This window comes from Urbifossiella limnaea, assembly GCF_007747215.1.
GTDB lineage: Bacteria > Planctomycetota > Planctomycetia > Gemmatales > Gemmataceae > Urbifossiella > Urbifossiella limnaea.
This window is the reverse complement of record NZ_CP036273.1, coordinates 7671927-7694038: the sequence shown is the minus strand read 5'-3', so window position 1 is coordinate 7694038 and position 22112 is coordinate 7671927. Positions and strand designations below refer to the sequence as shown.

At 72.1% G+C, this 22112-nt stretch carries 18 protein-coding genes and 2 pseudogenes; 9 read left to right on the top strand and 11 right to left on the bottom strand.

The genetic code is table 11. The annotated features are described in order from the left end of the window. Positions 1-132: 132 nt before the first annotated feature. On the top strand, positions 133-1161 hold the full coding sequence (locus ETAA1_RS30830) for an AAA family ATPase (RefSeq protein WP_145244428.1): 1029 nt from the start codon (positions 133-135) through the stop codon (positions 1159-1161). A 93-nt stretch (positions 1162-1254) separates the two neighbouring features. On the opposite strand, the gene ETAA1_RS30825 is transcribed toward ETAA1_RS30830, so the two are convergent. Both ETAA1_RS30825 and ETAA1_RS30820 read right to left on the bottom strand, forming a co-directional pair. Then, on the bottom strand, positions 1255-1845 hold the full coding sequence (locus tag ETAA1_RS30825; protein ID WP_145244427.1) for a sigma-70 family RNA polymerase sigma factor: 591 nt from the start codon (positions 1843-1845) through the stop codon (positions 1255-1257). Between the two features lie 101 nt (positions 1846-1946). Continuing rightward, positions 1947-3164, bottom strand: a complete 1218-nt coding sequence (locus ETAA1_RS30820; protein ID WP_238389330.1) for a PP2C family protein-serine/threonine phosphatase — start codon at positions 3162-3164, stop codon at positions 1947-1949. Between the two features lie 111 nt (positions 3165-3275). Here ETAA1_RS30820 and ETAA1_RS30815 point away from each other — a divergent pair, with 111 nt between their 5' ends. Further along, positions 3276-3689 carry an NUDIX hydrolase gene (locus ETAA1_RS30815; RefSeq protein ID WP_145244426.1) on the top strand — a complete coding sequence of 138 codons (414 nt, stop codon included), beginning with the start codon at positions 3276-3278 and terminating at the stop codon, positions 3687-3689. Positions 3690-3696: 7 nt separating this feature from the next. Here the strand turns inward: ETAA1_RS30815 and ETAA1_RS30810 are convergent, their stop codons facing one another. The 3 genes from ETAA1_RS30810 to ETAA1_RS30800 all read right to left on the bottom strand — a co-directional run bounded on the left by ETAA1_RS30810 (position 3697) and on the right by ETAA1_RS30800 (position 6417). After that, positions 3697-4629, bottom strand: a complete 933-nt coding sequence (locus tag ETAA1_RS30810) for a hypothetical protein (RefSeq protein WP_145244425.1) — start codon at positions 4627-4629, stop codon at positions 3697-3699. A 92-nt stretch (positions 4630-4721) separates the two neighbouring features. Beyond that, positions 4722-5069 carry a hypothetical protein gene (locus tag ETAA1_RS30805; RefSeq protein WP_202920541.1) on the bottom strand — a complete coding sequence of 116 codons (348 nt, stop codon included), beginning with the start codon at positions 5067-5069 and terminating at the stop codon, positions 4722-4724. Positions 5070-5160: 91 nt separating this feature from the next. Further along, the gene (locus ETAA1_RS30800) at positions 5161-6417 is read right to left on the bottom strand and encodes a hypothetical protein (RefSeq protein ID WP_145244424.1); all 1257 of its coding nucleotides are present in this window, start codon (positions 6415-6417) and stop codon (positions 5161-5163) included. A gap of 388 nt (positions 6418-6805) precedes the next feature. Here ETAA1_RS30800 and ETAA1_RS30795 point away from each other — a divergent pair, with 388 nt between their 5' ends. Genes ETAA1_RS30795 through ETAA1_RS30775 form a run of 5 tightly spaced genes read left to right on the top strand, consistent with a single transcriptional unit; the run spans position 6806 to position 12451 of the window. After that, on the top strand, positions 6806-8827 hold the full coding sequence (locus tag ETAA1_RS30795; RefSeq protein WP_390621260.1) for a YgiQ family radical SAM protein: 2022 nt from the start codon (positions 6806-6808) through the stop codon (positions 8825-8827). A gap of 45 nt (positions 8828-8872) precedes the next feature. Further along, positions 8873-9256: a LexA family protein gene (locus tag ETAA1_RS30790; RefSeq protein WP_145244422.1), complete on the top strand. Its 384-nt coding sequence runs from the start codon at positions 8873-8875 to the stop codon at positions 9254-9256. After that, positions 9249-9626 (top strand): plasmid pRiA4b ORF-3 family protein, encoded by a 378-nt coding sequence (locus ETAA1_RS30785; protein WP_145244421.1) that lies wholly within the window; start codon positions 9249-9251, stop codon positions 9624-9626. The genes ETAA1_RS30790 and ETAA1_RS30785 overlap by 8 nt, the downstream gene beginning before the upstream one ends. Positions 9627-9637: 11 nt before the next feature. After that, complete coding sequence (locus tag ETAA1_RS30780; RefSeq protein WP_145244420.1) at positions 9638-11983, top strand: 2OG-Fe(II) oxygenase; 2346 nt, start codon at positions 9638-9640, stop codon at positions 11981-11983. A gap of 21 nt (positions 11984-12004) precedes the next feature. After that, the gene (locus ETAA1_RS30775; protein ID WP_145244419.1) at positions 12005-12451 is read left to right on the top strand and encodes a DUF3362 domain-containing protein; all 447 of its coding nucleotides are present in this window, start codon (positions 12005-12007) and stop codon (positions 12449-12451) included. A 29-nt stretch (positions 12452-12480) separates the two neighbouring features. Here ETAA1_RS30775 and ETAA1_RS30770 read toward each other — a convergent pair whose 3' ends face one another. From ETAA1_RS30770 to ETAA1_RS30755, 4 genes are all read right to left on the bottom strand, one after another. After that, entirely contained in the window at positions 12481-15624 is a 3144-nt protein-coding gene (locus ETAA1_RS30770; protein WP_145244418.1) for a helicase HerA domain-containing protein, read from the bottom strand. After that, complete coding sequence (locus ETAA1_RS30765) at positions 15621-16580, bottom strand: hypothetical protein (RefSeq protein ID WP_145244417.1); 960 nt, start codon at positions 16578-16580, stop codon at positions 15621-15623. The genes ETAA1_RS30770 and ETAA1_RS30765 overlap by 4 nt, the downstream gene beginning before the upstream one ends. Further along, positions 16577-17773 (bottom strand): endonuclease domain-containing protein, encoded by a 1197-nt coding sequence (locus tag ETAA1_RS30760; protein ID WP_145244416.1) that lies wholly within the window; start codon positions 17771-17773, stop codon positions 16577-16579. Before ETAA1_RS30760 ends, ETAA1_RS30765 begins: the two co-directional genes overlap by 4 nt. Before the next feature lie 117 nt (positions 17774-17890). Further along, positions 17891-18799, bottom strand: a complete 909-nt coding sequence (locus tag ETAA1_RS30755) for a hypothetical protein (RefSeq protein WP_145244415.1) — start codon at positions 18797-18799, stop codon at positions 17891-17893. Positions 18800-19278: 479 nt separating this feature from the next. Between ETAA1_RS30755 and ETAA1_RS33280 the strand changes: the two are divergent. Together ETAA1_RS33280 and ETAA1_RS30740 are read left to right on the top strand one after the other, a co-directional pair. Next, positions 19279-20382: pseudogene (locus ETAA1_RS33280) on the top strand (ISL3 family transposase). A 303-nt stretch (positions 20383-20685) separates the two neighbouring features. Further along, on the top strand, positions 20686-21045 hold the full coding sequence (locus ETAA1_RS30740) for a transposase (RefSeq protein WP_315851285.1): 360 nt from the start codon (positions 20686-20688) through the stop codon (positions 21043-21045). A 98-nt stretch (positions 21046-21143) separates the two neighbouring features. On the opposite strand, the gene ETAA1_RS32595 is transcribed toward ETAA1_RS30740, so the two are convergent. After that, entirely contained in the window at positions 21144-21785 is a 642-nt protein-coding gene (locus ETAA1_RS32595; protein WP_238389510.1) for an IS630 family transposase, read from the bottom strand. Between the two features lie 167 nt (positions 21786-21952). Further along, positions 21953-22075: pseudogene (locus ETAA1_RS33275) on the bottom strand (helix-turn-helix domain-containing protein); the annotation flags it as partial. Positions 22076-22112 lie beyond the last annotated feature (37 nt).

Below are 22112 nucleotides of genomic sequence, written 5' to 3'. Positions count from 1 at the left end.
GTTTCCCACGGATGTCGGGACTATTTTCCCCGCGTCCGGGCGGCGTGTCCAGCCCGGCCGGGCGGGTTTGCGGGAACTTCATCCGCGGCCCTACAATACCCGCCGACCCCCGACCTGCGCGGAGCCCGCCCGGTGTCCACCGACCGCTTCACCGAGTACCTGAACCAGTTCGCCGCCGACCGCACCCAGATGCTCGACCAGCTCCGCAAGGTCGTCGTCGGCCAGGGCGAGGTGATCGAGCAGGTGCTCGCCGCCATCTTCACCCGCGGCCACTGCCTCCTCGTCGGCGTGCCGGGCCTCGCCAAGACGCTCATGGTCTCCAGCGTCAGCCAGATCCTCAGCACCACCTTCAAGCGCGTCCAGTTCACCCCGGACCTGATGCCGTCGGACATCACCGGCACCACCGTGCTGGACGAGAACGAGGACGGGAAGCGCGAGTTCCGCTTCGTCCGCGGGCCGATCTTCGCCAACGTCGTGCTCGCCGACGAGATCAACCGCACCCCGCCGAAGACGCAGGCGGCGCTGCTCGAAGCCATGCAGGAGCGGCAGGTGACCGTCGGCCAGGAGACGATGAAGCTGCCGGAGCCGTTCTTCGTCATCGCCACGCAGAACCCGATCGAGCAGGAGGGCACGTACCCGCTCCCCGAGGCGCAGCTCGACCGGTTCATGTTCAACATCAAGGTGGACTACCCCGGGGCCGACGACGAGCGGCAGATCGTGGCCCGCAGCGCCCGCGACGACACGCCGGAGCTCACGAAGGTGCTCACCGCCGAGCGGATCATCGCCTGGCAGAAGCTGGTGCGGAAGATCGAGGTGCCGGGGTTCGTGATCGACTTCATCGTCAAGCTGGTGCGGGCGACGCGGCCCAAAGACCCGAGCGCGCCGGAGCTGGTGAAGCGACTCGTGGACTGGGGCGCGGGGCCGCGCGCGGGCCAGTTCCTGGTGCGCGCCGGGCAGGCGTTCGCGGCGATGGACGGCCGGCCGAGCGTGGCGCTGGACGACATCAAGAAGGCGGCGATCCCCGTGCTGCGGCACCGCGTCAGCGCCAACTTCCAGGCGCAGGCCGAGGGGAAGGACAGCGACGACATCGTGGCCGAGTTGCTGCGGGTGGTGAGCGACCCGGAGCCGCAGAAGTACCTGCCCCGCAAAGCCGGGAAATGACGAATGACGAATGACCCACCACTGACGACGGAAGACCGTGGTTCTCTTCCGTCGTCAGTGGTGGGTCATTCGTCATTCGTCATTATTGCCGGTTCACCACTCCCCGATCCGGTCCTTGAGCGTCGCCACCGCGGCGTCGCGCCAGCGCTGCACGGTGCGGACGCTCACCTGGAACAGGTTGGCGATGTCGGCCAGCGGCCAGTTCTGGTAGTAGATCAGGCCGATCACCTCGCGCTCCTCCGGCGGCAGCTCGGCGACCGCCTCGTGGAACGCCGCCGCTCGCTCCAGGTCGGCGTCGGCCGCGGCCGGGTCGGGGGCGCCGTCGCCGACCGTTACGTCGGCCAGGTTCGTGCCGGCGCCGCACGGGCCGAAGTAGTGCTTCACCAGGTCGAGCAGCTCGCGGCGGATGAGCTCGTTGGCCAGGGCGTAGAAGTGGTGCCGCGACTGCGGCCGGACCTCACGCAGCGCCCGCAGCAGCCGCACCAGGCAGTTCTGCACCACGTCGTCGACGGCCACGAACCGGCCGACGCGGGGGAACTTGCGGAACATGTCGCCGGCCAGCGCCTCGACCCGGGCGACGATCTTGCGGAACGTCGGCTCGGCGGCGTTCGGCCGCCCGGCCCGCAGCTCGGTCACCCAGAACCACAGCTCATTGGTACTCAGCGTCGGGGAGTCGTCCGCCATGCCGACCAGCGTACCCGACGGCCCCGGGGCGGGGAATGACGAATGACGAATGACGAATGACGAAGGGAAAGCCTCGGCCGCCTTCCGTCGTCATTGGTGGGTCATTCGTCATTCGTCATTCCCCGAGTCATTCCGACCTCCATCGCCACCACGGTCACGTCGTCGCCGAGGGGCTGCGCGCCGCAAAAGCGGCGGTGGTCGGCCACCAGCGCCGCCACGACCTCGTCCGCCGGCTCGGCCGCGTGCGCGCGGAACGCCGCCGTCAGCCGCGCCGCGTCGTACGTCTCGCCGATCTCGTTGCGGGCCTCGATCAGACCGTCGGTGTAGAACAGCAGCCGGTCGCCGGGTTCGAGCTGCACCTGGCGCTCGCGGTACACCTCCTCCGGCATGATCCCCAGCAGGAACCCCTGCCCCGTCAGCGGCCTCACCTCGCCGGTGCGGGCCTCGAACCGCAGCGGCGGCGGGTGGCCGGCCACGGCGTACGTGAACACCCGCGTGCGGCGGTCCAGCACGCCGTAGAACGCCGTCACGAACCGGTCGTCGGCCAGCGCCAGGAGGCGCGTGTTCATCGCCGCCAGCACCTCGCCGGGGCGCGGCGTGCGGGCCGCGGCGTCGGTGAACGCCGTCCGCGACAGGATGGCCACCATCATCGCGGCGATGCTGTGCCCGCTGGCGTCGGCGATCAGCACGCCGAGGTGGTCGGGGGCGGGAAGCGCGGTGTCGTAGTAGTCGCCGCCGAGGTGGTTGAGCGGCGCGTAGTGCGTGCCCCAGCGCAGCTCCGGCCAGTCGGGCGGTCGCGGCGGCAGGAGTAATCGCGTTTGGAACCGTGCCGCGGCACGCATGTTGTACGTCAGCTCGGCGTCGCGGCCCAGCAGGTGCTCGTTCGCCTGCCGCAGGGCGCGGGTGCGCTCCTCGACCACGCGGTTGAGGTACTCCTCGCGGCGGGACACGAGCACCCGCGGCGAGATGATGCCGATCACCTTGCCGTTCTCGACGACGGGCAGGTGCCGGACGCGGAAGCGTTCTAGAGTTGCGAGCGCCTCCTCCCAGCCGACCTCGGGGCCGATGGTGTGCGGGTCGGCGGTCATCCACTCGGACACGGGGCGCTCCTGCCACCCGGCCGGGGCCACGGCGACGCGGCGGAGCAGGTCGCGGTCGGTGAACACGCCGGCCGCCGAGCGGTCGGGGCGGACCACGACCAGGGCGCCGATGCGGTACAGGTTCATCAGCCCGATCGCCACGTCGAGCGGCGTGTCGGGGGCGACGGTGACGACCTCGGCGGCCATCACCTGGCGCACGGTCAGCGGCGGGCGCGTCATGCGGCCTCTCGGGCGGGTGGCGTGAGGTTCCCGTGAAGGACGGGGGTTGTCCTTGACCCGGACCCGCGGGTCCGTGATAGGTAGAGGTAGGTTTTACGCGGGGGTGCCTTGATGAGCGATCCGGTCCGCCAGTCCGCCGTCCTCGCCGTGTCCGACGACCGGGTGTGTCTGGTGACGGCGCGGAGCGGGCGGCGGTGGGTGATCCCCAAGGGCCAGATCGACCCGGGCCACACGGCCGGCGAGGCGGCGCTGATCGAGGCGTGGGAGGAGGCCGGGTTGGCCGGCACGCTCGACGGGGAGCCGGTCGGGAGTTTCGTGTACGAGAAGCTCGGCCGGGCGCACCACGTCCTCGTGTACCGGATGACCGTGACCGCGGTCCACGACCGCTACCCCGAAATGGGCTCCCGCCAGCGCGCCTGGGTGACCGTCGACGAGGCCATCGACCGGGTGGACGAGCCCGGCCTGCGCGACCTGCTGCGGCGCCTGTTCGAGGCGCCGCACCCCGACCAGCTGAGCGTGGGGTGAGTGCGCCTCACGCGCCCGTCTGGATCAGCGGCAGGATCACCCGGTCCACGTCGTCCTCGGTGCGGAACTCGGGCACGCCGCCGTGCAGCTCCCACGACTCGGCCAGCTCCGCCGACGCCCCCGGCGCCAGCGTCGTCAGCTCGCCGACCGTCTCCATCTCCAGCATCTCCTGGTAGCTGAACGTCTGGTAGCGGGTGCCGCGGTCGGGGTACACCGCCCCCTCGCGGTAGTCGAACCGCTTCACGAACAGCACGCCGCTGTTCAGGTACGCCACCCACCCCATCCGGTGCGCCAGCCCGATCTTCGTCGGCCCCTTCGTCACGTCCTGGCGCAGGAAGATGTACTTCTTCCCGAACGTCCAGCGGGTGTCGGCGAAGTCGAAGTACGGCCACAGGATGAGTTCCTGGTTCGGGCCGAAGTCGTCGGGGCTCTTGGCGTGCTTCGGGTGGCCCGGGTGCGGGGCCTTCGGCGGCAGCGGGATCACCTCCACGCCGCCCGGGGCCATCACCGTCGGCCCCCACGGGGCGAGCGTCGTCGGCTGCTTGCCGGTGTTGGTCACCTTCAGGAGCACGTCCACGCGCGTGCCCTTCGGCGCGAGGCGCAGCTCCATCGTCTTCTGAACGCCGTACTCCTCCTCCGGCGGGGCGACGATGCGGGCGCCGTGTGCGCCGAGCGGCTCGGCCGTCACCGGGCGGTTGTCGGGGAAGTAGGTGCGCGTCAGGTCTTCGGGGGCGAGCCAGAAGCGGTGGCCGCCGCGGATCTGCCACTCGGCCTCGCCGGTGCCGCCCATGTGCTCGGCGTAGTTCTTCATCACGTTGAACCCGCCCGGCAGCGCGTAGCTGATGACCCGCGGGCCGACGTCCAGCGTGGCGATCAGCTCGACGTCGCCGTTGGAGAGGCGGAGGTTGTTCTTCCAGCCGCGGTACTCGACGGTGTCCACCGGGATGGGCTCCGGGAAGGGGAGAAGAGTTTTGCCGCTTGCGGCGTAGCGGCGTCGACGCCGCTACGCCGCAAGCGGCCGAAGAGGGGCGCCTAGAACTCCACCTCGCCCTTCGCGTTCGTGCCGCCCGGCTCCGTGGGCGCGGGCGCGGCCGCGGGTGCCGCCGGCTCCGCCGCCGCGGCCGGCGCGTCCGCGGCCGGCGCCCCGGGCAGTTCCTTGCTCCCCACGAGCGTCAGGTTCAGGCCGATCTGCACCTTCGCGGGGACGCCGTCGATGGTGATGTCGATCTTGTCGTTGAGGTACCACCCGAGCGAGCCGGTGGAGAACTCCTTCCGCGGCACCTGGTACTCCTTGCCGTTGATGACGACGGTCATCGGCTGGGCGTGGGTGCGGAACTGCTCGCGGGTGAGGGCGAGGACGGTCTTCTGGGCCTTGGCCATCCGGCGGCCCTCCGGGAGAGGCGGGGGAAAAACGAGCGGGCGGCCGGCATCTTATTCTGCCGGCCGCCCGCGGGTAGTGACCAGTTGTAGACTACTTCTTCGTGCGCATCAGCGCACGCCGGCCGGCCAGGGCCAGCGCCGCGATGCCGCCCAGCAGCAACCCGCCCGGCCCCGGCACCGGGTTCGGGGGCGGCGAACCTGGGGGCGGCGAACCCGGCGGCGGCGAACCCGGGGGCGGCGGCGAACCCGGGGGCGGGCTGTCCGGGGGCGGCGGCGATCCCGGCGGCGGTGGGTTCAGCGGCGGCGGCGGCGGCGGCGGCGAGTTAATCGGCGGCGGCACGAACGGAATCGTCGGCGTGACCGTCGGCGGGGTGGTGGGCGGCGACTGGATCGAGCTGCCCGGGGGCGACGTGACGAACCCGCCGCCCGAACCGCCGCCGAACCCGCCGCCCGAACCGCCGCCGACCCCGCCGACCGGGGAACCGAAGCCGGAGCCGCCGCCGCCGGAGCCGCCGAGGCCGGAGCCGCCGAGGCCGGAGCCGCCGCCGCCCCCGGCCACCCCGCCGCCGGCCAGGGCCGGGACGGTGCGGAGGGCGTACTGGTCCTGGGCGATGGCGCCGGCCGCGTTGGTCAGGCCGTTCATCCGCACCAGCTCGCGGCCGGCGAGGCCCGGGTTGGAGTAGAACACGTTGTCGTCGCCGGTCAGCGACTTCAGCATGTCCTCGGCGACGGGCACGAACGCCGGGGCCGGGTTGGCCGCGTCCGGGTAGTCGGACTGGAAGGTGCCGGTGCCGAGGCTGAAGCGGTTGGCTGCGACCTTCTCGCCCTGCGGCAGCTCGCGCTCGTAGGCCAGCTCCCACAGCGCGGCCTGGAAGGCGCGGGCGCTGTCGGGGCTCTGGAAGTTCAGCGACGTGAGGTAGTGCCGGCCGAACAGCTCGCGGATGTACGTGCCGCGGAGCTTGGCCTCGGCGATGCCGGCGTCGGTGACCGGAAGGCCGTACGACGCCGGGTCTTCCGGCGACTGCACGTCGAACCGGTAGGTGTTGCCGGCGGTGACGCCGACGAGCGGCTCGGCGCAGAAGGCGGTGAAGTTGCGGTCGAGGCCGGCGGCGGTGAGCCGGTCCGCGGGCACGTCCCAGCGGAGGGCGCCGACCGACTTCGTGTACTGCTTCCCGTCCATCTTGAACGTGAAGGAGCCCTTCGCGGTCAGCTCCGAGTAGTACGCCCACACGTCGCCGGGGGCGGCCGGCTGGGCGGCGGCGGGCGTTCCGTCGAGGACGGCGACGACGCCGGCGGCGGCGGCGAACCGCCGGGCGCGCGACGGGCGGTTGCTGTTTTTGGGGGTCATGGCGACGGTTTCCCGCGGCGGGTGCCACGATGCTGGAGTAGCCGCACGCCGGGGTAGGGGCCGGGCGGGTGGCATAGGGGTAGAGAGTAGCCCGCGGGTCAACCGTTTGAAAGCCCGAATTGCGTAAGTTTGGGGTATTTGCGCCCGAACGTTCCGCTCCGGCCTGAAATCAGGAACACGTGTAAATCGCGGGTAACGGTTGTATCGGCAATTCGGGGCCGGGCGCGAGCTCAACCCCCTGCTACAATGGGACTTCGCCCCTGCGCTCGGCCCCGAGGCGGTTTTGATGTCGGCTCCGTCGTCCCCGCGTCCGACCGGCGGCCGGTTGTCGCTCCCCCTGTGGCGCGAGCGCTACGCCGCCCCGCTCGCGCCCACCACCCGCGCCGAGATGCTCGCCCGCGGGTGGGACGCCGTGGACGTGGTGTTCGTCTCCGGCGACGCCTACGTCGATCACCCCAGCTTCGCCGCCGCGATCCTGCACCGCTCGCTGGAGGCGGCCGGGTTCCGCGTCGGGGTCGTGAGCCAGCCGCCGTGGCAGACGTGCGAGCCGTGGCGCGAGTTCGGCCGGCCGCGGCTGTTCTTCGCCGTCAGCGCGGGGAACATGGACTCGCTCATCAACCACTACACGGCGAACAAGAAGGTCCGCAACGACGACGCCTACTCGCCCGGCGGCCGCATCGGGCTGCGGCCCGACCGCGCCACGCTGGTGTACTGCCAGCGCGCCCGCGAGGCGTTCCCCGGGGTGCCGGTGATCGCCGGCGGCGTCGAGGCCTCGCTGCGGCGGCTGGCCCACTACGACTACTGGAGCGACACCGTCAAGCGCTCCATCGTGCTGGACAGCAAGGCCGACCTGGTGTGCTACGGGATGGGCGAGAAGACCATCGTGGAGGTGGCGCGCCGCCTCGCCGCCGGCGGCACGGTGAAGGAACTGCGCGACCTGCGCGGCGTGACCTACGCGCTGGGCGCGAAGGAGAGCGAGGCGCTGGCGAGCCGGGAGCGTGAGCGACCGGAGGCTTCGCACCTCGTTCCGCCTCCGGTCGCTCACGCTCCCGGCTCGCCGGTCGAGTTCCTGCCCTCCTACGAGGCCGTGCGCGCCGACAAGCTCGCGTTCGCCGAGGCGACGCGCGTCATCCACACGAACACGAACCCGTTCAACGCCGCCACCCTCGTCCAGTTCCACGACCGCCAGGCGGTGGTGCAGACGCCGCCCGCCCTGCCCCTCTCGCAGGAGGAGATGGACGCCGCCTACGACCTGCCGTTCACCCGCCGGCCGCACCCGAGCTACACCGAGCCGGTGCCGGCGCACGAGATGATCAAGGACTCGGTGACGATCATGCGCGGCTGCTTCGGCGGCTGCACGTTCTGCAGCATCACCGCGCACCAGGGCCGCATCATCCAGAGCCGCTCGCAAGAATCGATCATGAAGGAGGTGGAGAAACTCGCGGCCGACCCCGAGTTCAAGGGGCACGTCTCGGACGTGGGCGGCGCGACGGCGAACATGTACCGGATGCGCTGCACCCGCCCCGACGTGGAGGCGAAGTGCAAGCGCCTCTCGTGCGTCCACCCCGGCATCTGCAAGCTCCTCGGCACCGACCACGGCCCGACGGTGGAGCTGCTGCGGAAGGTGCGCGAGGTGCCCGGCATCAAGAAGGTGTCCGTGTCGAGCGGCATCCGGATGGATTTGGCGCAACTCTCCCCCGAGTACGTCCGGGAGCTGGCCGAGCACCACACCGGCGGCCGGCTGAAGGTGGCCCCCGAGCACGCCAGCCCGACCGTGCTGGAGCTGATGAAGAAGCCGAGCATCGACAACTTCGACGTGTTCGCCGAGCAGTTCGTGGCGGCGAGCGCGGCGGCGGGGAAGCCGAAGCAGCAGATCGTCCCGTACTTCATCGCCGGCCACCCGGGCTCGGACCTGGGCGAGATGATCGAGCTGGCGCTGTACCTGAAGCGGACGGGCTACCGCCCGGACCAGGTGCAGGACTTCATCCCGGCGCCGTTCGACATCGCCACGGCACTTTACTACACGGGGATCGATCCGTTCACCAAGAAGGAAGTCCACGTCTCCCGCGGCTTGAAAGACCGGAAAATGCAGCGTGCCCTCATGCAGTTCTTCAAGCCCGAAAACTACTTCACGGTCCGCGAGGCGCTCATTGAGGCCGGCCGGGCCGACCTGATCGGCGGGTGCGACGGGCTGATCCCGGCCCACCCGCCGAAGGAGGCGATTGAGGCGAAGCGCCGGCAGGCGAACGAAGCCTTCAAGGGCGACCATTACCACACCGTCGCGAATCCGGCGAAGGGCGAGCCGCCCGGCGAGCGCGGGGCGGAACCGCCCAAGCCGACCGGGTACCGGCCGGGGCGGAAGACGCAGCAGCGACGCCCGGGGAAGAAGTCCGGTGGGCCGAAGGCGTGACCCGGGGCGGGCCGCACCCGCCCGGTGGTGAGGAGAACCCGAGTGATGGCCGACTTCACTCCGACCCAGGGCCGGTACCTGGCGTTCATTCACGCCTACGCCGGCCTGCACGGCCGCCCGCCCGCCGAAGCCGAGATCGCCGCGGCCCTGTGCGTTTCGCCGCCGTCGGTGAATCAGATGGTGAAGACGTTGGAAAAGAAGGGCCTGGTCCTGCGCCACCCGGGCCAGCCCCGGTCGCTCCGAATCCTGGTCCCGGAAGACGAGATTCCGCCGTGGAAGCGGCGCAGGTCGGCGACGAGCCCCGAACGTCCCGGTAACCCGCCGAGACGCGTTGACGCGACGACGGCGGCACCCCCGGCGAACCTGTACGTCGTGTCGGTCTTCCTGACGGGGGCCGGTCAGCGAGAAGTTCGCCAACAAGGTGATTAGCCGCACCATCGAGGTCCGCGGCGACCAGACGCTCGAACAACTTCACCGAGCCATCTTCGCGGCGTTCGACCGGTCCGACGAACACCTTTACGAGTTCCAGTTCGGCAAGCGGCCGTTCGATCCCAAGGGGCCCAACTACGGCATCCCCGACCCGCACGAGCGCAAGAAGGGATACGGCGACGCCCGCAAGACCACGATGGACGCCGTTGGTTTGACGTCGGATCGCGTCTTCGGCTACCTGTTCGACTTCGGCGACGAGTGGTTTCATCAGGTTCAGGTGGAGCGGATCGAGCACGCCATTCCGACCGTCACCTACCCGCGTGTTACCAAGCGAGTAGGCCAATCTCCGCCACAGTATGCTGAGGAATAAGGGAGCCAGCGATGTCGAAGGCGCGGAAGAAACGCGACACCGGTACCACGCAACTGGACTGGCTCGCGGCCGCGATCGGGCAGGCCACGCGGGCGGCGAAGTTCGTCGTGGACGGCGCGCTGCCCGTGGCCGATCCCGGGCTGGTCGTCGAAGGGATCGGGCCGGTGCCGGTGCCGCTGCGGCGCGGGGCCGCGAAGGCGCTGATCGCGGCCTGCCACGTCGCACCGTTCGGGAAGGGCACGGAGACGCTCGTCGACGAACGGGTCCGCAAGACGTTCGAACTCGATCCGCAGAAATTCCGCCTCGGCGACGAGTGGACCTCGGCAATTGCGGCCGCGACGCGAACGACCGCGGCCGCGCTGGGTTTGCCCGCCGACCGGCTCGAAGCCAAACTCTACAAGCTGCTCGTGTACGAGAAGGGCGGGTTCTTCCGGCCCCACCGCGACAGCGAAAAGCACGACCGGATGGTGGCGAGTTTGATCGCCGTCCTCCCCAACCCGTTCGAGGGCGGACGGCTGGTCGTGCGGCACGGCCCCGCCGAGCGGGAAATCCCGTTCCGGGAAGCCGCCGCCGGGAACGGTGCCTGGTTCGCCGCGTTCTACGCCGACTGCGAACACGAAGTCGAGCGCGTCACGCACGGCCAACGCCTCGCCCTGGCCTACAACCTGGTCCTGGCGCCGGAGCGGGCGGTTCGGCCCGCGAAACCGGCGCCTGCCGACGCACTGGTCGCGGCGATCGGCGGGTGGGTCGCCCGTCACCCGGCGGAACCGCTCGTGTTCGCGCTGGACCACCACTACACGCAGCGCGGCCTGTCCTTCGACCTGCTCAAAGGGGCGGACCGGACGCGCGCCGAGGAAGTCGCAGCCGCGGCCGATCACGCCGGGTGCCTCGTGCATCTGGCGCAGGTGTCGCGCCACCTCACGAATTCCGCGTTCGACGAGGACGACGAGTACGGCTACTACGGCGACGACGAGGACGAGGACGACCGGGAATCGCGCGCCGACGGCGTGGAAGTCGGCGAGGTCATCGACGAGGAGCTGTACGGCGAGGAGTGGGCCGACCGCGACGGCCGCAAGCAGCCGTGGGGGGCCGTCGCCTTCGACCCCGCGGCCGTCGTTTCCTCCGTCCCCCTCGACGACTGGAAGCCGACGTCCGAGGAGTACGAGGGCTACACGGGCAACGCCGGCAACACGCTCGACCGGTGGTACCACCGCTCGGCCGTCGTCGTCTGGCCCCGCGAGCGGCACTACGACGTGGTCACCCGAGGCAACGCGACCGCGAGCATCCCGCAGTTCTGCTCGCTGGTGAAGAAGCTGGCGAAGACGCCGAAGGCGAAGCTCGAACCGGCCCGCGGCGAGTGCCTCCGCTTCGCCCGCGCCCTCGTGGCGAACTGGCCCCACCGGCATTCCCACTCTCACGCCGCCCCCTCGCCCTGCGATCAATTCCCGGCCTCCGTCCTGGCGCTGCACGACCGGGACGCCGTCGCGGCCTTCCTGACGGTCCTGGCGGAGCGGGACGACGTGACGCCGCTCACGACGTTCGTCGTCGCCGCGTGCCGCGAGTTCGGGTGGGACGCGTTCGGGCGGGAACTGAAGCTGCTGATGTCCCCCCCGGCGAACCAGTACGGGCACCGGCGCGAGCTGGCGCCACGCGACCTGGACTGGCTGGCCGAGGTCTGCGGCGAGCGGACGCACGACCCCGAGTGGCGGCTCCTCGCCGGGGAGCTGTGCAAGGCCGCCGTCACCCGCTTCTGCGAACGTGCGAGCCAGCCGCGGTGGGCGCCGCCGGACCGCACGACGGCGACCGCCGCCGAAGCCTCGCTCCCGGCCCTACTCCGGGCATTGGCTGCGGCCGGCCGCGACGACGACCTGGCCCGGGTGGTCCGGTTCGTTCGGGAATCGCCGAGCGAATTCACGCTGGACTGCGGCCAGGTTCCCGCGCTGAAGGCGCTGGTGCCGTGGTCGCGGGAGCGGTTTGGGTCGGTCCCCCCGCCGCTCCGGGCGTGGCTCGATGCGGTGCGGACCGAGCTCGAACGGGCGACGGCCCGCGAGCCGACGCCGCCGTCGGACTGGGCCCGGCCCGCCACGGTCGAGTGCCGGTGCGGCTACTGCACGCAACTCAACACCTTCCTCGCCGACCCGACCGCCGCGGTCGGCCGCATTCCGGCGAGCGAGGACCGGCGCAGTCACGTGATTCACCAGATCGAGCGGCACCGGAGCGATGTGAGCCATCGCCTCGAGCGCACCGGGCGGCCCTACACTCTGGTCCTCACGAAGACGACCGGCTCCTACGAGCGGGCGGTGCGGCGCTACGAGACGGACTGCCGCCTGCTGCGCGACCTGCCGTCGCTGGTGTGAACGCCGTACGACTGGAGGAATATCGAGTATCTCCCTGGCGCAAGTGACATCGCCACGGCACTTTACTACACGGGGATCGACCCGTTCACCAAGAAGGAAGTCCACGTCTCCCGCGGCTTGAAAGACCGGAAAATGCAGCGTGCCCTCATGCAGTTCTTCAAGCCCGATAACTACTTCACGGTCCGCGAGGCGCTCATTGAGGCGGGTCGCGCCGATCTCATCGGCGGATGCGAGGGGCTGATCCCGGCCCACCCGCCGAAGGAGGCGATCGCGGCGAAGCGGCGGCAGGCCGACGCGGCGCTGCTAGGAGACCACTACCACACTGTCGCCAACCCCGCGAAGGGCGAGCCGCCCGGCGAGCGCCGGGCGGCGCCGGCGAAATCGACCGGCTACCGACCGGGCAGAAAGTCACAACAGCGGCGGCAAGGGAAGAAGACCGGTGGCGGCTCGCCACCGCGGCTGCCGTAAGCGAGTCGGGGGACGACCGGGCCGGCGGGTCAGCCGCCCGCCGCGCCGCCGAGCCGGGCCACTGCCAAGATGCGGTCCTCCGACAACTGCGCGGGCGGGATCAGGCAGACATCCGCCCGGACGGGGCGCACGTCGCCCTCGCGGGCCAGGTAGAATTCGCCCGCCCCCTGCTCCGCCAGCCGGTCCGCAGCCCCCGGCTTCGCCTCCAGCACCGGCCGCAGCTTCCCTACCGCCACAGTCTCCTTCACCTTGCCGACCAGCCACGTCGTCACCTGGTCGCGGCACTTGTAGTCCAGGTCGCCGGGGCTCTGCGTCGCCAGGAACACGCCCACCCCCGCCGACCGCGCCCGCCGCAGCAGGCTCTCCATCGGCCCCTTCGTCGCCGGCTTCCCCACCGCCGGCAGGTACCTGTCGGCCTCGTCGAACAGGAACACGGCCTGGAGGCGCGGCGACGGGTGCTGCCGCGTCCACCGCTCGACCGCCAGCAGCAACTGCGACACCCAGAAGTCCGCCGCCTGCTCGTCGCCGAGGAACTGCGTGCTGACGACCGACAGCCGCGTCTTCCCGGGGCGGGCCGCGGCGCCGCGGCCGAGGAGGGCGTCCACGTCGAGCCGGTCGGACCCTTCAAGGAGTCGGCGGTGCTGGAGGCCGAGGGTGAGCAGGTCTTGCGACAGCTTCGTAAAGTGCTTCGCCTCGTACTGCCCGTCGAAGTGGCTCGTCAGCGCGTCGTCCTGGTCGCCGACCAGCAGCTGAAGTGCCTTGATGGTGACGACCCGGTCAGGGGCGGCGGCGAGGGTTTCGATCGCCTTCTGGAGGATGACGAGCTTCGGGTCGGAGCCGCGAGACTTGTAGCCGAGCATGACGCCGAGCGCGGCAGCGGCGTACTGCGCCAGTTGCTCGCGGTCGGCGGCCGGCAACCGGCCGAGGTCGGGCGGGGCGACGGGGATGGCCAGTGGCCGGCCGGCGTCCTTCCCCGGTGTGTACAGCGCCACGTCGATCGCGGCGCGCAACCGAGCGCGGCGGGCGGCGCGGTCGGCGTCCGGCTCGGGGGCGATCCAGGCGTCGGGGTCGGCGTAGCGGGCCAGGTCGCCCTTGCGATCGACGAGTACGACGGGGACGCCGGACAGGAGCAGTTGTTCGACAACGGTGAGGGCCGCGGTCGTCTTGCCGCTGCCGGAGCCGCCGAGGAACGCGGCGTGCCGGCACAGCGACTGCGGGTCGAACTCGACGGCCGCCGGCGCCGCCCCGCGGGTCTGGCCGAGGCGGATCGCGGCCGGCGTGGCGGGCGGGGGAGCCGCGCGGGCCGCCTCCTTCGGCAGCACGGCCGGCGGCGCGACCGGCGCCGGGGGCGGTGCGGCCGGCCGCGTGTCGAGTGCGAGGAGGCTCCGCAGCGACGGCAGGCCGGTGAGCGGCTTCGCGGCGAGCTGCCAGTCGGCGAACCCCGGCGCCTTCCCGTGCGCGGCGGCGAACGTGCGGAACGCGGACATCAGCCGCCAGTCGCTGTTGGCGACGACGTGCCGGCGGTGCCGGCCGACGGGGAGGCACAGCTTCGCCAGCCGCTTCGTCACCTCCGCGCCCGGGGTCTTCGGGAAGTCGGTCGAGCGGAGGAACACGGCCGGGATCTCGCCGGCGCGGGAAACCACTTCCTCGACCTGCTTGCCGAGGCCGCCGCCCTTCGCGCTCTTGTCGCACACCGCGGCGAGCTGCTTGTCCACCGCGTTCCCGGCGTGCGCCTCGACCTGCACGAACCGGTCGTCCGCCTCGGCCCCGAAGAAGACGCCGCCGTCCGCCTCCGCGGACGCCTCCGCCACCGCCCACGCGAGCAGCTCGGCGAGCTTCGGCTCGTCCACGAGCGGCGGCTTCTGCGCGGCCAGCGCGTCGTTCCACAGTTGGTCGAAGTCGGACGGCGGGGGCGGGGGCGGGGGCGGCGTCGCGCCCGCGGGTTCGACCCAGCGGCCGGCCTCGACGCACCGGCTGCGGTGCTGGTGGAAGAACGCGAGGACGGCCCGCGCCGACATCCCCGCGAGCGGCGCGAGGTGCGCGGCGGTGTACGGCGCGACCGGGTTCGCCGGGTCGGGCGGAACGCCGGCCGCGTCCCACAGCGCGGCCAGCCGCGGGGCGACGATCGCGGCCGCGTCCTCGGCCGTCCGCCGCGAGGCGAGCGGGAGCGGGGCCGGGTCGTGTTCCAGTCGGTCGAGCTTCGGCCGCGGCAGCGACTGCCGGCCGATCTCGTCGAACAGCTCCTTCAGGCAGCCGACGACGACCACCGCCGTCGGCAGGGCGTCGGCCACGTCCACGAGCGTGTTCACCGCTGTGCGGAACAGCTCGCCCGGCGCCGCGTCGCGGCGGGCCAGCTCGATCACCTCCTCGATCTGGTCCACCAGCAGCACCAGCGCCGCGCTCTGGACCGCGGCCATCAGCCGGCCGAGGCCGACGATCGTGCGCAGCGGCATCTCGTCGCCCGGCCGCGGCACGAGGCCGCCGAGCATCCTCCGGTCGTGGTCCGGCAGGTCTTCGCACCGCAGCCAGCTCAGGGCCTTCGGGCGGATGCGGCCGTCGTTCGGCAGCAGGAACAGCACGGCGCGGAGGAGGTTCGGGTCGAGCCCGGCGAACTGCGGGTACTGCACCGCGGCGTCGGCGAAGCGGAAGACCAGCTCCGCGACCTCGGCCGGTTCGAGGAGGTCGTCGCACAGCCGTTGTCGGTCGGCGGCGGGGATCATGTCGAGGGCGTCGATCAGGCCGCGGGCGAGGCGGCCGAGCCCGGTGGTGGCGGCGCCCGGCCGGTACGGCTGTTCCAGCGAGTCGATCAGGTAGCTGAGCACGTAGCGGGCGTAGTTCGCCGACCGGCTCGTCATCTGGAGGTAGCCGCAGTACGCGGTCCCGGCGGCGTGGGCGGCGGTGCGGAAGGCGCGGAGCAGGTGCGTCTTGCCGCTGCCGGCCTCGCCGAGGAGCAGGAGCGTCTTGCCGTGCGGCGGCGGCTCGGCGGACGACGCGCGGGCGAGCAGCCGCGCGAACGCCGCCCGCGCCTCGGGGTGGACGGTCTCCACGTCGAACGGGTCCGGGGTCCACACCTGGTTCCCGTGGACGACCCCGCCGAACACCTCGGGGCCGTCGGGCCGGGCGAACGCGGCGGCGCGCGGGTCGGCGGCGGGGGCCGTGGTCGTTGCGGTCATGGTGCGTCCTCCACGGCGACGAAGTGGAACACGGCCGTCAGGAACGTCGTCTCGGACGCGCGGACGTCTTCGGGGTCCATCAGCTGCACGAGGTCGGCCCGGCTGAGGGTGAGGAGGCCGGCCCGGTTCGCGTCCACCAGCTTTGTCTTGAACCCGTCGGCGCCGAGCGCGGCGAACCGCGGCTCGTCGCGCAGCTGCCACCACAAGTGGCTGATGAACACCTTGTTGCCGCCGAACCGGCCCGTGGGGCAGTCGCGCGCCACCGCCCGCACCGTCGCCGCGAACATCTCCAGGTCGAACGGCTCCTCCGCCGCGGGGCGCGGCACGCGAGCCGACTGGGCGGCGACCCAGTCGGCCAAGATGGCGCCGCGGACGCCGTCGCCTTTCAAATTGAGGAGCACCCGCGGCACCACCGCCTCGGCGGCCTTCGGGGTGAGGGATACGTCCGCGCCGAAGGCCCGCGCCAGCGCCGCCCGCTTGACCGCCGCGAGGGTCGTGAGTTCGGGGAAGCCGAGCTCCCGGCACGCGATCGCCTCGACCACGGCCGCGAGCGTCGGGTTCGGACCGAGCGGTAGGCCGAGCGCCTTCGTCAGCTGGAGCGCGGCCAGCCGCTTCGCGTCCGTCGGGGCGTCGCGGCCCAGCGCCATCGGCAGGAGGCAGCGCGACTTCACGGCGGACCAGTCGCCCTTCCCCGGCAGCGCCTCCACCCCAAGAAACGCCCGCGCCCGTTCCCGGCCGGCGTCGGTGAGCCGCAATCCCTTCGCGGAGACGAGGCCGGCCGCCCGCAGTTCGGCCACCGCGTCGGCGAGGGCGTCGGCCGAGGGCGGGCCGCGGAATAGCGGCGAGAGGTCGGCGCGGAGCTTCGTCGGCGCGAGGCTCGTCTTCGCCGGCAGGAGCCGGGCGAGGATCAGGTCGGCGAGTGCGACGCCGGTCGGCGGGGCGAGAACGTCAGTCAAGGGCAGGCACCTCGGCGGGGGAGTCGTTGCGTCACCGCGTCCACGATCGTGGCCAGCACGGCCGGCAGATTCTCGACCACGTCCTCGGCCAGGAATCGCAGCACCACGTACCCGTGTTGTTGGTACAGCCAGTCCTTCCGGCGGTCGCGGCGGTACTGCTCGGGGTGCAGGTGGAACACCGCCCCGTCCACCTCGACGGCCACCCGCGGCCGCTCGGCCAGCAGGTCGGCTTCACCCGTCCGGGGGCCGTGGCGGAACGGCAACTCGGCGTTCGGACGGAACAGGCCGGCCGTCTGCGGGAGCGACTCCAGCTGCTCGAACAGGAACTGCTCGTGCACGCTTCGGAAATCGGACGCCACGTCCCCCGCGGTCGGGCGCCGCACCGTCGCGGCCGCGGCGACGAAGGCATCGGCCACGTCGTCGGCCAGCCCGCCGGCGGTCAGCGCCGCGGCTGCGGCCGGCGGCGGGTCCACCCCGGCGGCGCGCAGTCGCTGCGTCAGTTCGTCGCCGCTCACCCCGCGGACTTCAACCAGCCCTTCGCGGACCAGGGCGGCGCCGCGCGTTCCGGCCCGCGCCGCGAGGAAGCGCTCGACGCCTTCCGCCCGGACTGCGACCGCGACGGGCAGCCGCGGCTCGGCCGCGACCAGCGGCTCCAGCGCCGCGGTGGCGGCCGTCAGCCACGCGACCGGGTCGGCGCCCGGCGGTTCGACCAGCAGCAGCGCCGGCCAGCGCGGCTCGGGGAGGAGCCCGGTCAGCCCGCGGACGACCGCGGCGGGGTCGGCCAGCTCCCGCACGAGCGCCTCGGGGTCGGGGCGGGCGCCGGTCGCCGCGTCGGCGAGAACCCGGTACGCGGCGCGCGCCGCCGGGGCGGCGGGGTCGATCGGGAGCCCCTGCCACAGGCGGTCGAGGTCGTGGCGCGTCATCCGGTCGGCGTCCGCGCCCGCGACGGCCGCGAGCCACGCCGTGGCGTCGTCGACCAGTCCGGCGGCGAAGGCGTCCTCGGCCCAACCGGCGACCAGGGCGGTCGGGTCGGCGTCGGAGGCGGGCCGGACGGTACGACCCCGGGTCGCGGCCCAGCCCCGCCAGGCCTGGATGCCGACGCCGATCGGCCCCGCGAGGATGGTGACGGTCGGCACCCCCTGCGCGCGGCGGGTCTGCAACCGGTCGAGAGGCATCGAGTCGGTGGGGGGCATCGCGCTGCGGGGTGGTGTCGCGCCGGTCGGTCTTGCTTATTGTGCCGGATCGGCAGGCGGCGGGCGAGAAAAACCTGCGACTCGGGGGGAATGGGACGTGATGACCCCCTGGGGCGGTCAATCGCCGGGGAGCGGCCAGACGTACCCGAGCCGGTGGGCCGCCTTCCGGACCACCGCGAGATCGCCCTCGCGGACGACCACGTGCCGGTCCCCGGCGCGGAGGCACTCCCGCTTCAACAGCCGGTCGCTCGCGAGTTCGGCCGCGACGTGCGCGCTCGCGCACCCGAAGAGTCGAGCCGGGCCGTCGTCCTGGAGTTGCCCGGCCCGGTGCTCCAGGTCGGCCAGGAACGTCTCGACCGCTGCGGGAAGCTCGCCCGCGGCCCGCGCCAGGAACGCCCGCAACTCCTCGGCCCGACCGCCGCGTTCGACCACGTCCGTGAACTTTGCCCCCGAAAGCTTCCACACCGCTGGTGAGGTCGCGTCGGCGAACCGCTCCAGCGTCAGCCGGTCCGCGACCGGCGGCGGGTGGGTCGCGACCACGTCCAGGTTCGCCAGCACGCGGAGGGCGTCCGTCCGCCGCGGGGCCGCGGGCCGGTACTCCTCGGCCTGCCCCAGGAGCCACGCGCCGAGCGGGTTGATGCGGACGTACAGGAGCCCGTCGTAGCGGCTGAAGCAGGAGAGGTCGTCGGCCCCCCACCGGTCCCAGAAGTCGCCCCGCGCGCCCCGCGGCGGGACGTAGGCCACCTCGAGCACCCCGTGTGTGGCCGCGTACTCGAACAGGAACACGAGGGCGAACCGCCCCTGAAGCTGATCCCAGGCATGCGCGTCCTCGTAACCGAGGCTGCCGTACTCCTGCTCGAAGAGGTACAACTCCCAGGCGTCGCGTTCCCCGACGAGCGAGAACCCGCGGCCGATCCCGCGCATGAGCCGCCAGAAGTCGTCGACCGCGAACCACGCCCCGGGCAGGCAATCCTTCAGCACGCCGAGGACGGCCTTACGGCGGCCCGAGGCCGCGCTCAGGGTCATGCGCCCCTGGGCCTTGACCACCTCGACCCGCGCGAACTCGTCGAGCAGCTGGTTTTTCTGCCACGCGCCTCATACCGCCTTCAGCACCGCGGGCGCCTCGGCGCCCAGTGCGGCGCGCCCGGCGGGCGTGAGTTTCAGGGCGTCGCCGCGCTTCTCGGCCAGTCCCGCGGCCTGCACCAGCATCGGCCAGGCGAACGCCTTGATCGCGAGGTCGCCGGCCGGGTCGCCGCGACCACTACCACACCGTCGCCAACCCGACCAAGGGCGAGAAACCCGGCGAGCGTGGCGCGGGGGCGCCGAAGCCGACGGCTATCGGCCCGGAAGGAAATCACAACTGCGCCGGCTGGGAAAGAAGAGATAGCGGGACGATGGTGATTAGCACGGAATCCTGGCTCTCCCGCGGAGTTGGTGTGTAACAGGCGTACAATTCTAGCTGGTATCACCTGCAATTCCCGCCCGGCAGGCCGCCGAAGGTCGTCATGGACGCCGCGTTCCTCCAGACCCTGCTGCCGGCCGACGCCGGCGTCCGCATCACCGATGTCGCCATCGATCCGGCCGGTGTGGCGGTGCAACTCGCCACCACCGCGGACGCCGCGCCCTGTCCGCAGTGCCGGTCGGCGTCAACCGCCGTCCACGGCCGCTACCGCCGCACCCTTCGGGATCGGCCGTGCCTCGGCCGGCCGGTCCGCTTGCTCGTCACCGCCCGCAAGTTCGTCTGCCGCCGGGCCGACTGCCCGCGGCGGGTGTTCTGCGAGCGGTTGCCGGAGTTGACCGCGCCGCACGCCCACACCACTGGCGAGCTGGCCGACGCCCACCGACACCTCGGCCTGGCCCTGGGTGGCGAGGGCGGCGCGCGTCTGGCCGCCGAGCTGGGCCTGCCGACCAGCCCGGACACCATCCTCCGGCGGGTCAAGGACGCCCCGGACGAGCCGACGCCGCGGCCGCGGTACGTCGGCGTCGACGACTGGGCCACCCGCAAGGGGCACTCGTACGGCACCATCCTCATCGAACTCGAGCGGGGGACCGTGATCGACCTGCTGCCCGGCCGCGACGGCGAGGCGGTGAAGGTGTGGCTGGCGGCCAACCCGCAGGTGGAGGTGATCACCCGCGACCGCTGACCGGCGTACATCCAGGCCGCCACCACCGCCGCCCCCAACGCGCAGCAGGTGGCCGATCGGTTCCACCTGCTGCGGAACGTGCGGGAGGCGGTGGAGAGGATCCTCTCCCGCGTCGGCCCGGAGGTCCGCGCCGCCAACGCGGAGGTGAACACCCCGACCCAACATGCGCCGAACGGGACGAACGGGCCGACGACCGAACCGCCGATCCTGCCGGTCTCGACCGCGGAGGACGCCGTGGCGACACCGACCCCGGAAGCGGAGGCGAAGCCCACGACCGCGACGGAGCGACGCCGGGCGGAGAAGCGGCGGGAGCGGGAGGAGCGGTTCCGTCAGTTGAAGGTGCTACTGGCCGGGGGCGTGTCGTGTCGGGGGTGGCGCGGCGGCTGGGTTTGGACATCAAGGTCGTGCTCCGGTATCGGCGACTGGACCGCTGCCCGGACTGGTCACCCGGCCGCCCGACGGTGACCGCCCTCTACCCGTTCGCCGCGTTCGTAGCCGAGTGGGTGGTGGCCGGGAACCGCACCATCAGCGACCTGTAGCGGGCGTTGCAGGTGGGACGGGGTCCGCGAGCTGGCGGAAGAGCAGGCCAACCGCACCATCAGCGACCTGTAGCGGGCGTTGCGGGGGAAGGGCTACGCGGGCGGGTACGACGCGGTCCGCCGGTACCTGATCCGGTTGACCGGCCGCAGAGTCTGTGCGGGGCGGCGGGATGCGAACACGCGACCGCCGGGGCGAAAGGCGCCCTCGGCGCGACGGCTGTCGTTCCGGGTGGTGAACCCGAAGGAAGACAGTCACTCGACCCGCGTGCTGAAGCACCTCCGCGAGCGGAATGCGGCGGCACACGCGACGGTGGGGGCCGCCGAGGAGTTGATGGCAATGATCCGTCGGAAGCAGGCGACGACGATGGCCGATTGGGCGGCGAAGGTGGTCGTGTCGGGCGATCCCGACTTGAGGAACCTGGCGGACAGCTTGCTCTCGGACGCGGCGGCCGTGCAGGCGGCGATGACGGAGCCGTGGAGTAATGGCCAAGTGGAAGGCCAGGTCGGCCGGCTGAAAGGGATTAAACGGCAGATGTTCGGCCGAGCCGGAATGAAGCTGCTCCGGGCTCGGGTGCGACGCAAGGGGTGACCCACCCCGCCGAAACCGAAACAACTCGGCGCCCGAGAGGAAAGACCTCCACCAACTCTGCGGGAGAGCCAGGATTCGCCGCTAGAGCAGTTCCAGTTTCAGTCTGGCGGGTATCCGGCGTGAGCGAAGTAGTTCCGGGCGTCGGTCGGGGTGATCCAGTCGAGGCTCTGCCCGAACGCATCCTCCACCTCGGGTACCGTCCGCAGCTCCCGCCGCCGGAGTTCGTTCTTGACCTTCGAGAACACCTGCTCGATCGGGTTCCGGTCCGGGCTGTACGCCGGCAGGTACACCAGTCCGGCGTCCCGCCCGCGGATCGCCTCGGCCACCCCGGCCACCTTGTGCGTCGCCAGGTTGTCCATCACCACCACGTCCCCGGGCCGCAACCGCGGGGCCAACTCCTGCCGGACGTACGCGCGGAACAGGTCGCCGTTGAGCGCCCCGTCGATGACCAGCGGGGCGAACAGCCCGTCGAGCCGGAACGCCGCCAGGAAGGTGGTCGTCTTCCAGTGCCCGAACGGGACCACCCCGGGAACCCGCTCGGCCGTCGGCCCCCACCCGTAGAGGCGGGTCATCTTGGTCGTCCCGAACGTCTCGTCGAGGAAGACGAGCCGGCGGGGGTCGAGGCCGGCGGCGGCGACCGCCCACTCGGCCCGGGCGGTGACGACATCGGGCCGGTCCCGCTCGGCCGCCCGGACCGACTTTTTTTGAGCGACAGGCCGAGCGCCCGGAGGGCGTTCCAGAGGTTGGCGATCGAGGTCGTCAGCCCGAGGTCGCGGCGCAGGTCGGCCAGGGTGGTGCCCGGCTTCTCCCGGACGCGGGCGCGGATCCGGTCGCCCTCCCGGTCGGCGAGTGACCGCCGGTGGTTGGCCTTGGACTTCGGGGCGAGGGGCTCCCCCGCCCGGTGCAGGGCCTTGATCGACCGGACCCAGGACGGGCTGACCCCGAGCGCCTCGACCACCTCGGCCGTGGAGGCGCCCTCCTCGGTGAGTTGGACGACGCGGAGTCGGTACTCGACGGGCAGGGTCTTCATCGGCGACGCCCTCTTGGGTCGCCGCCGAGGGTACGCG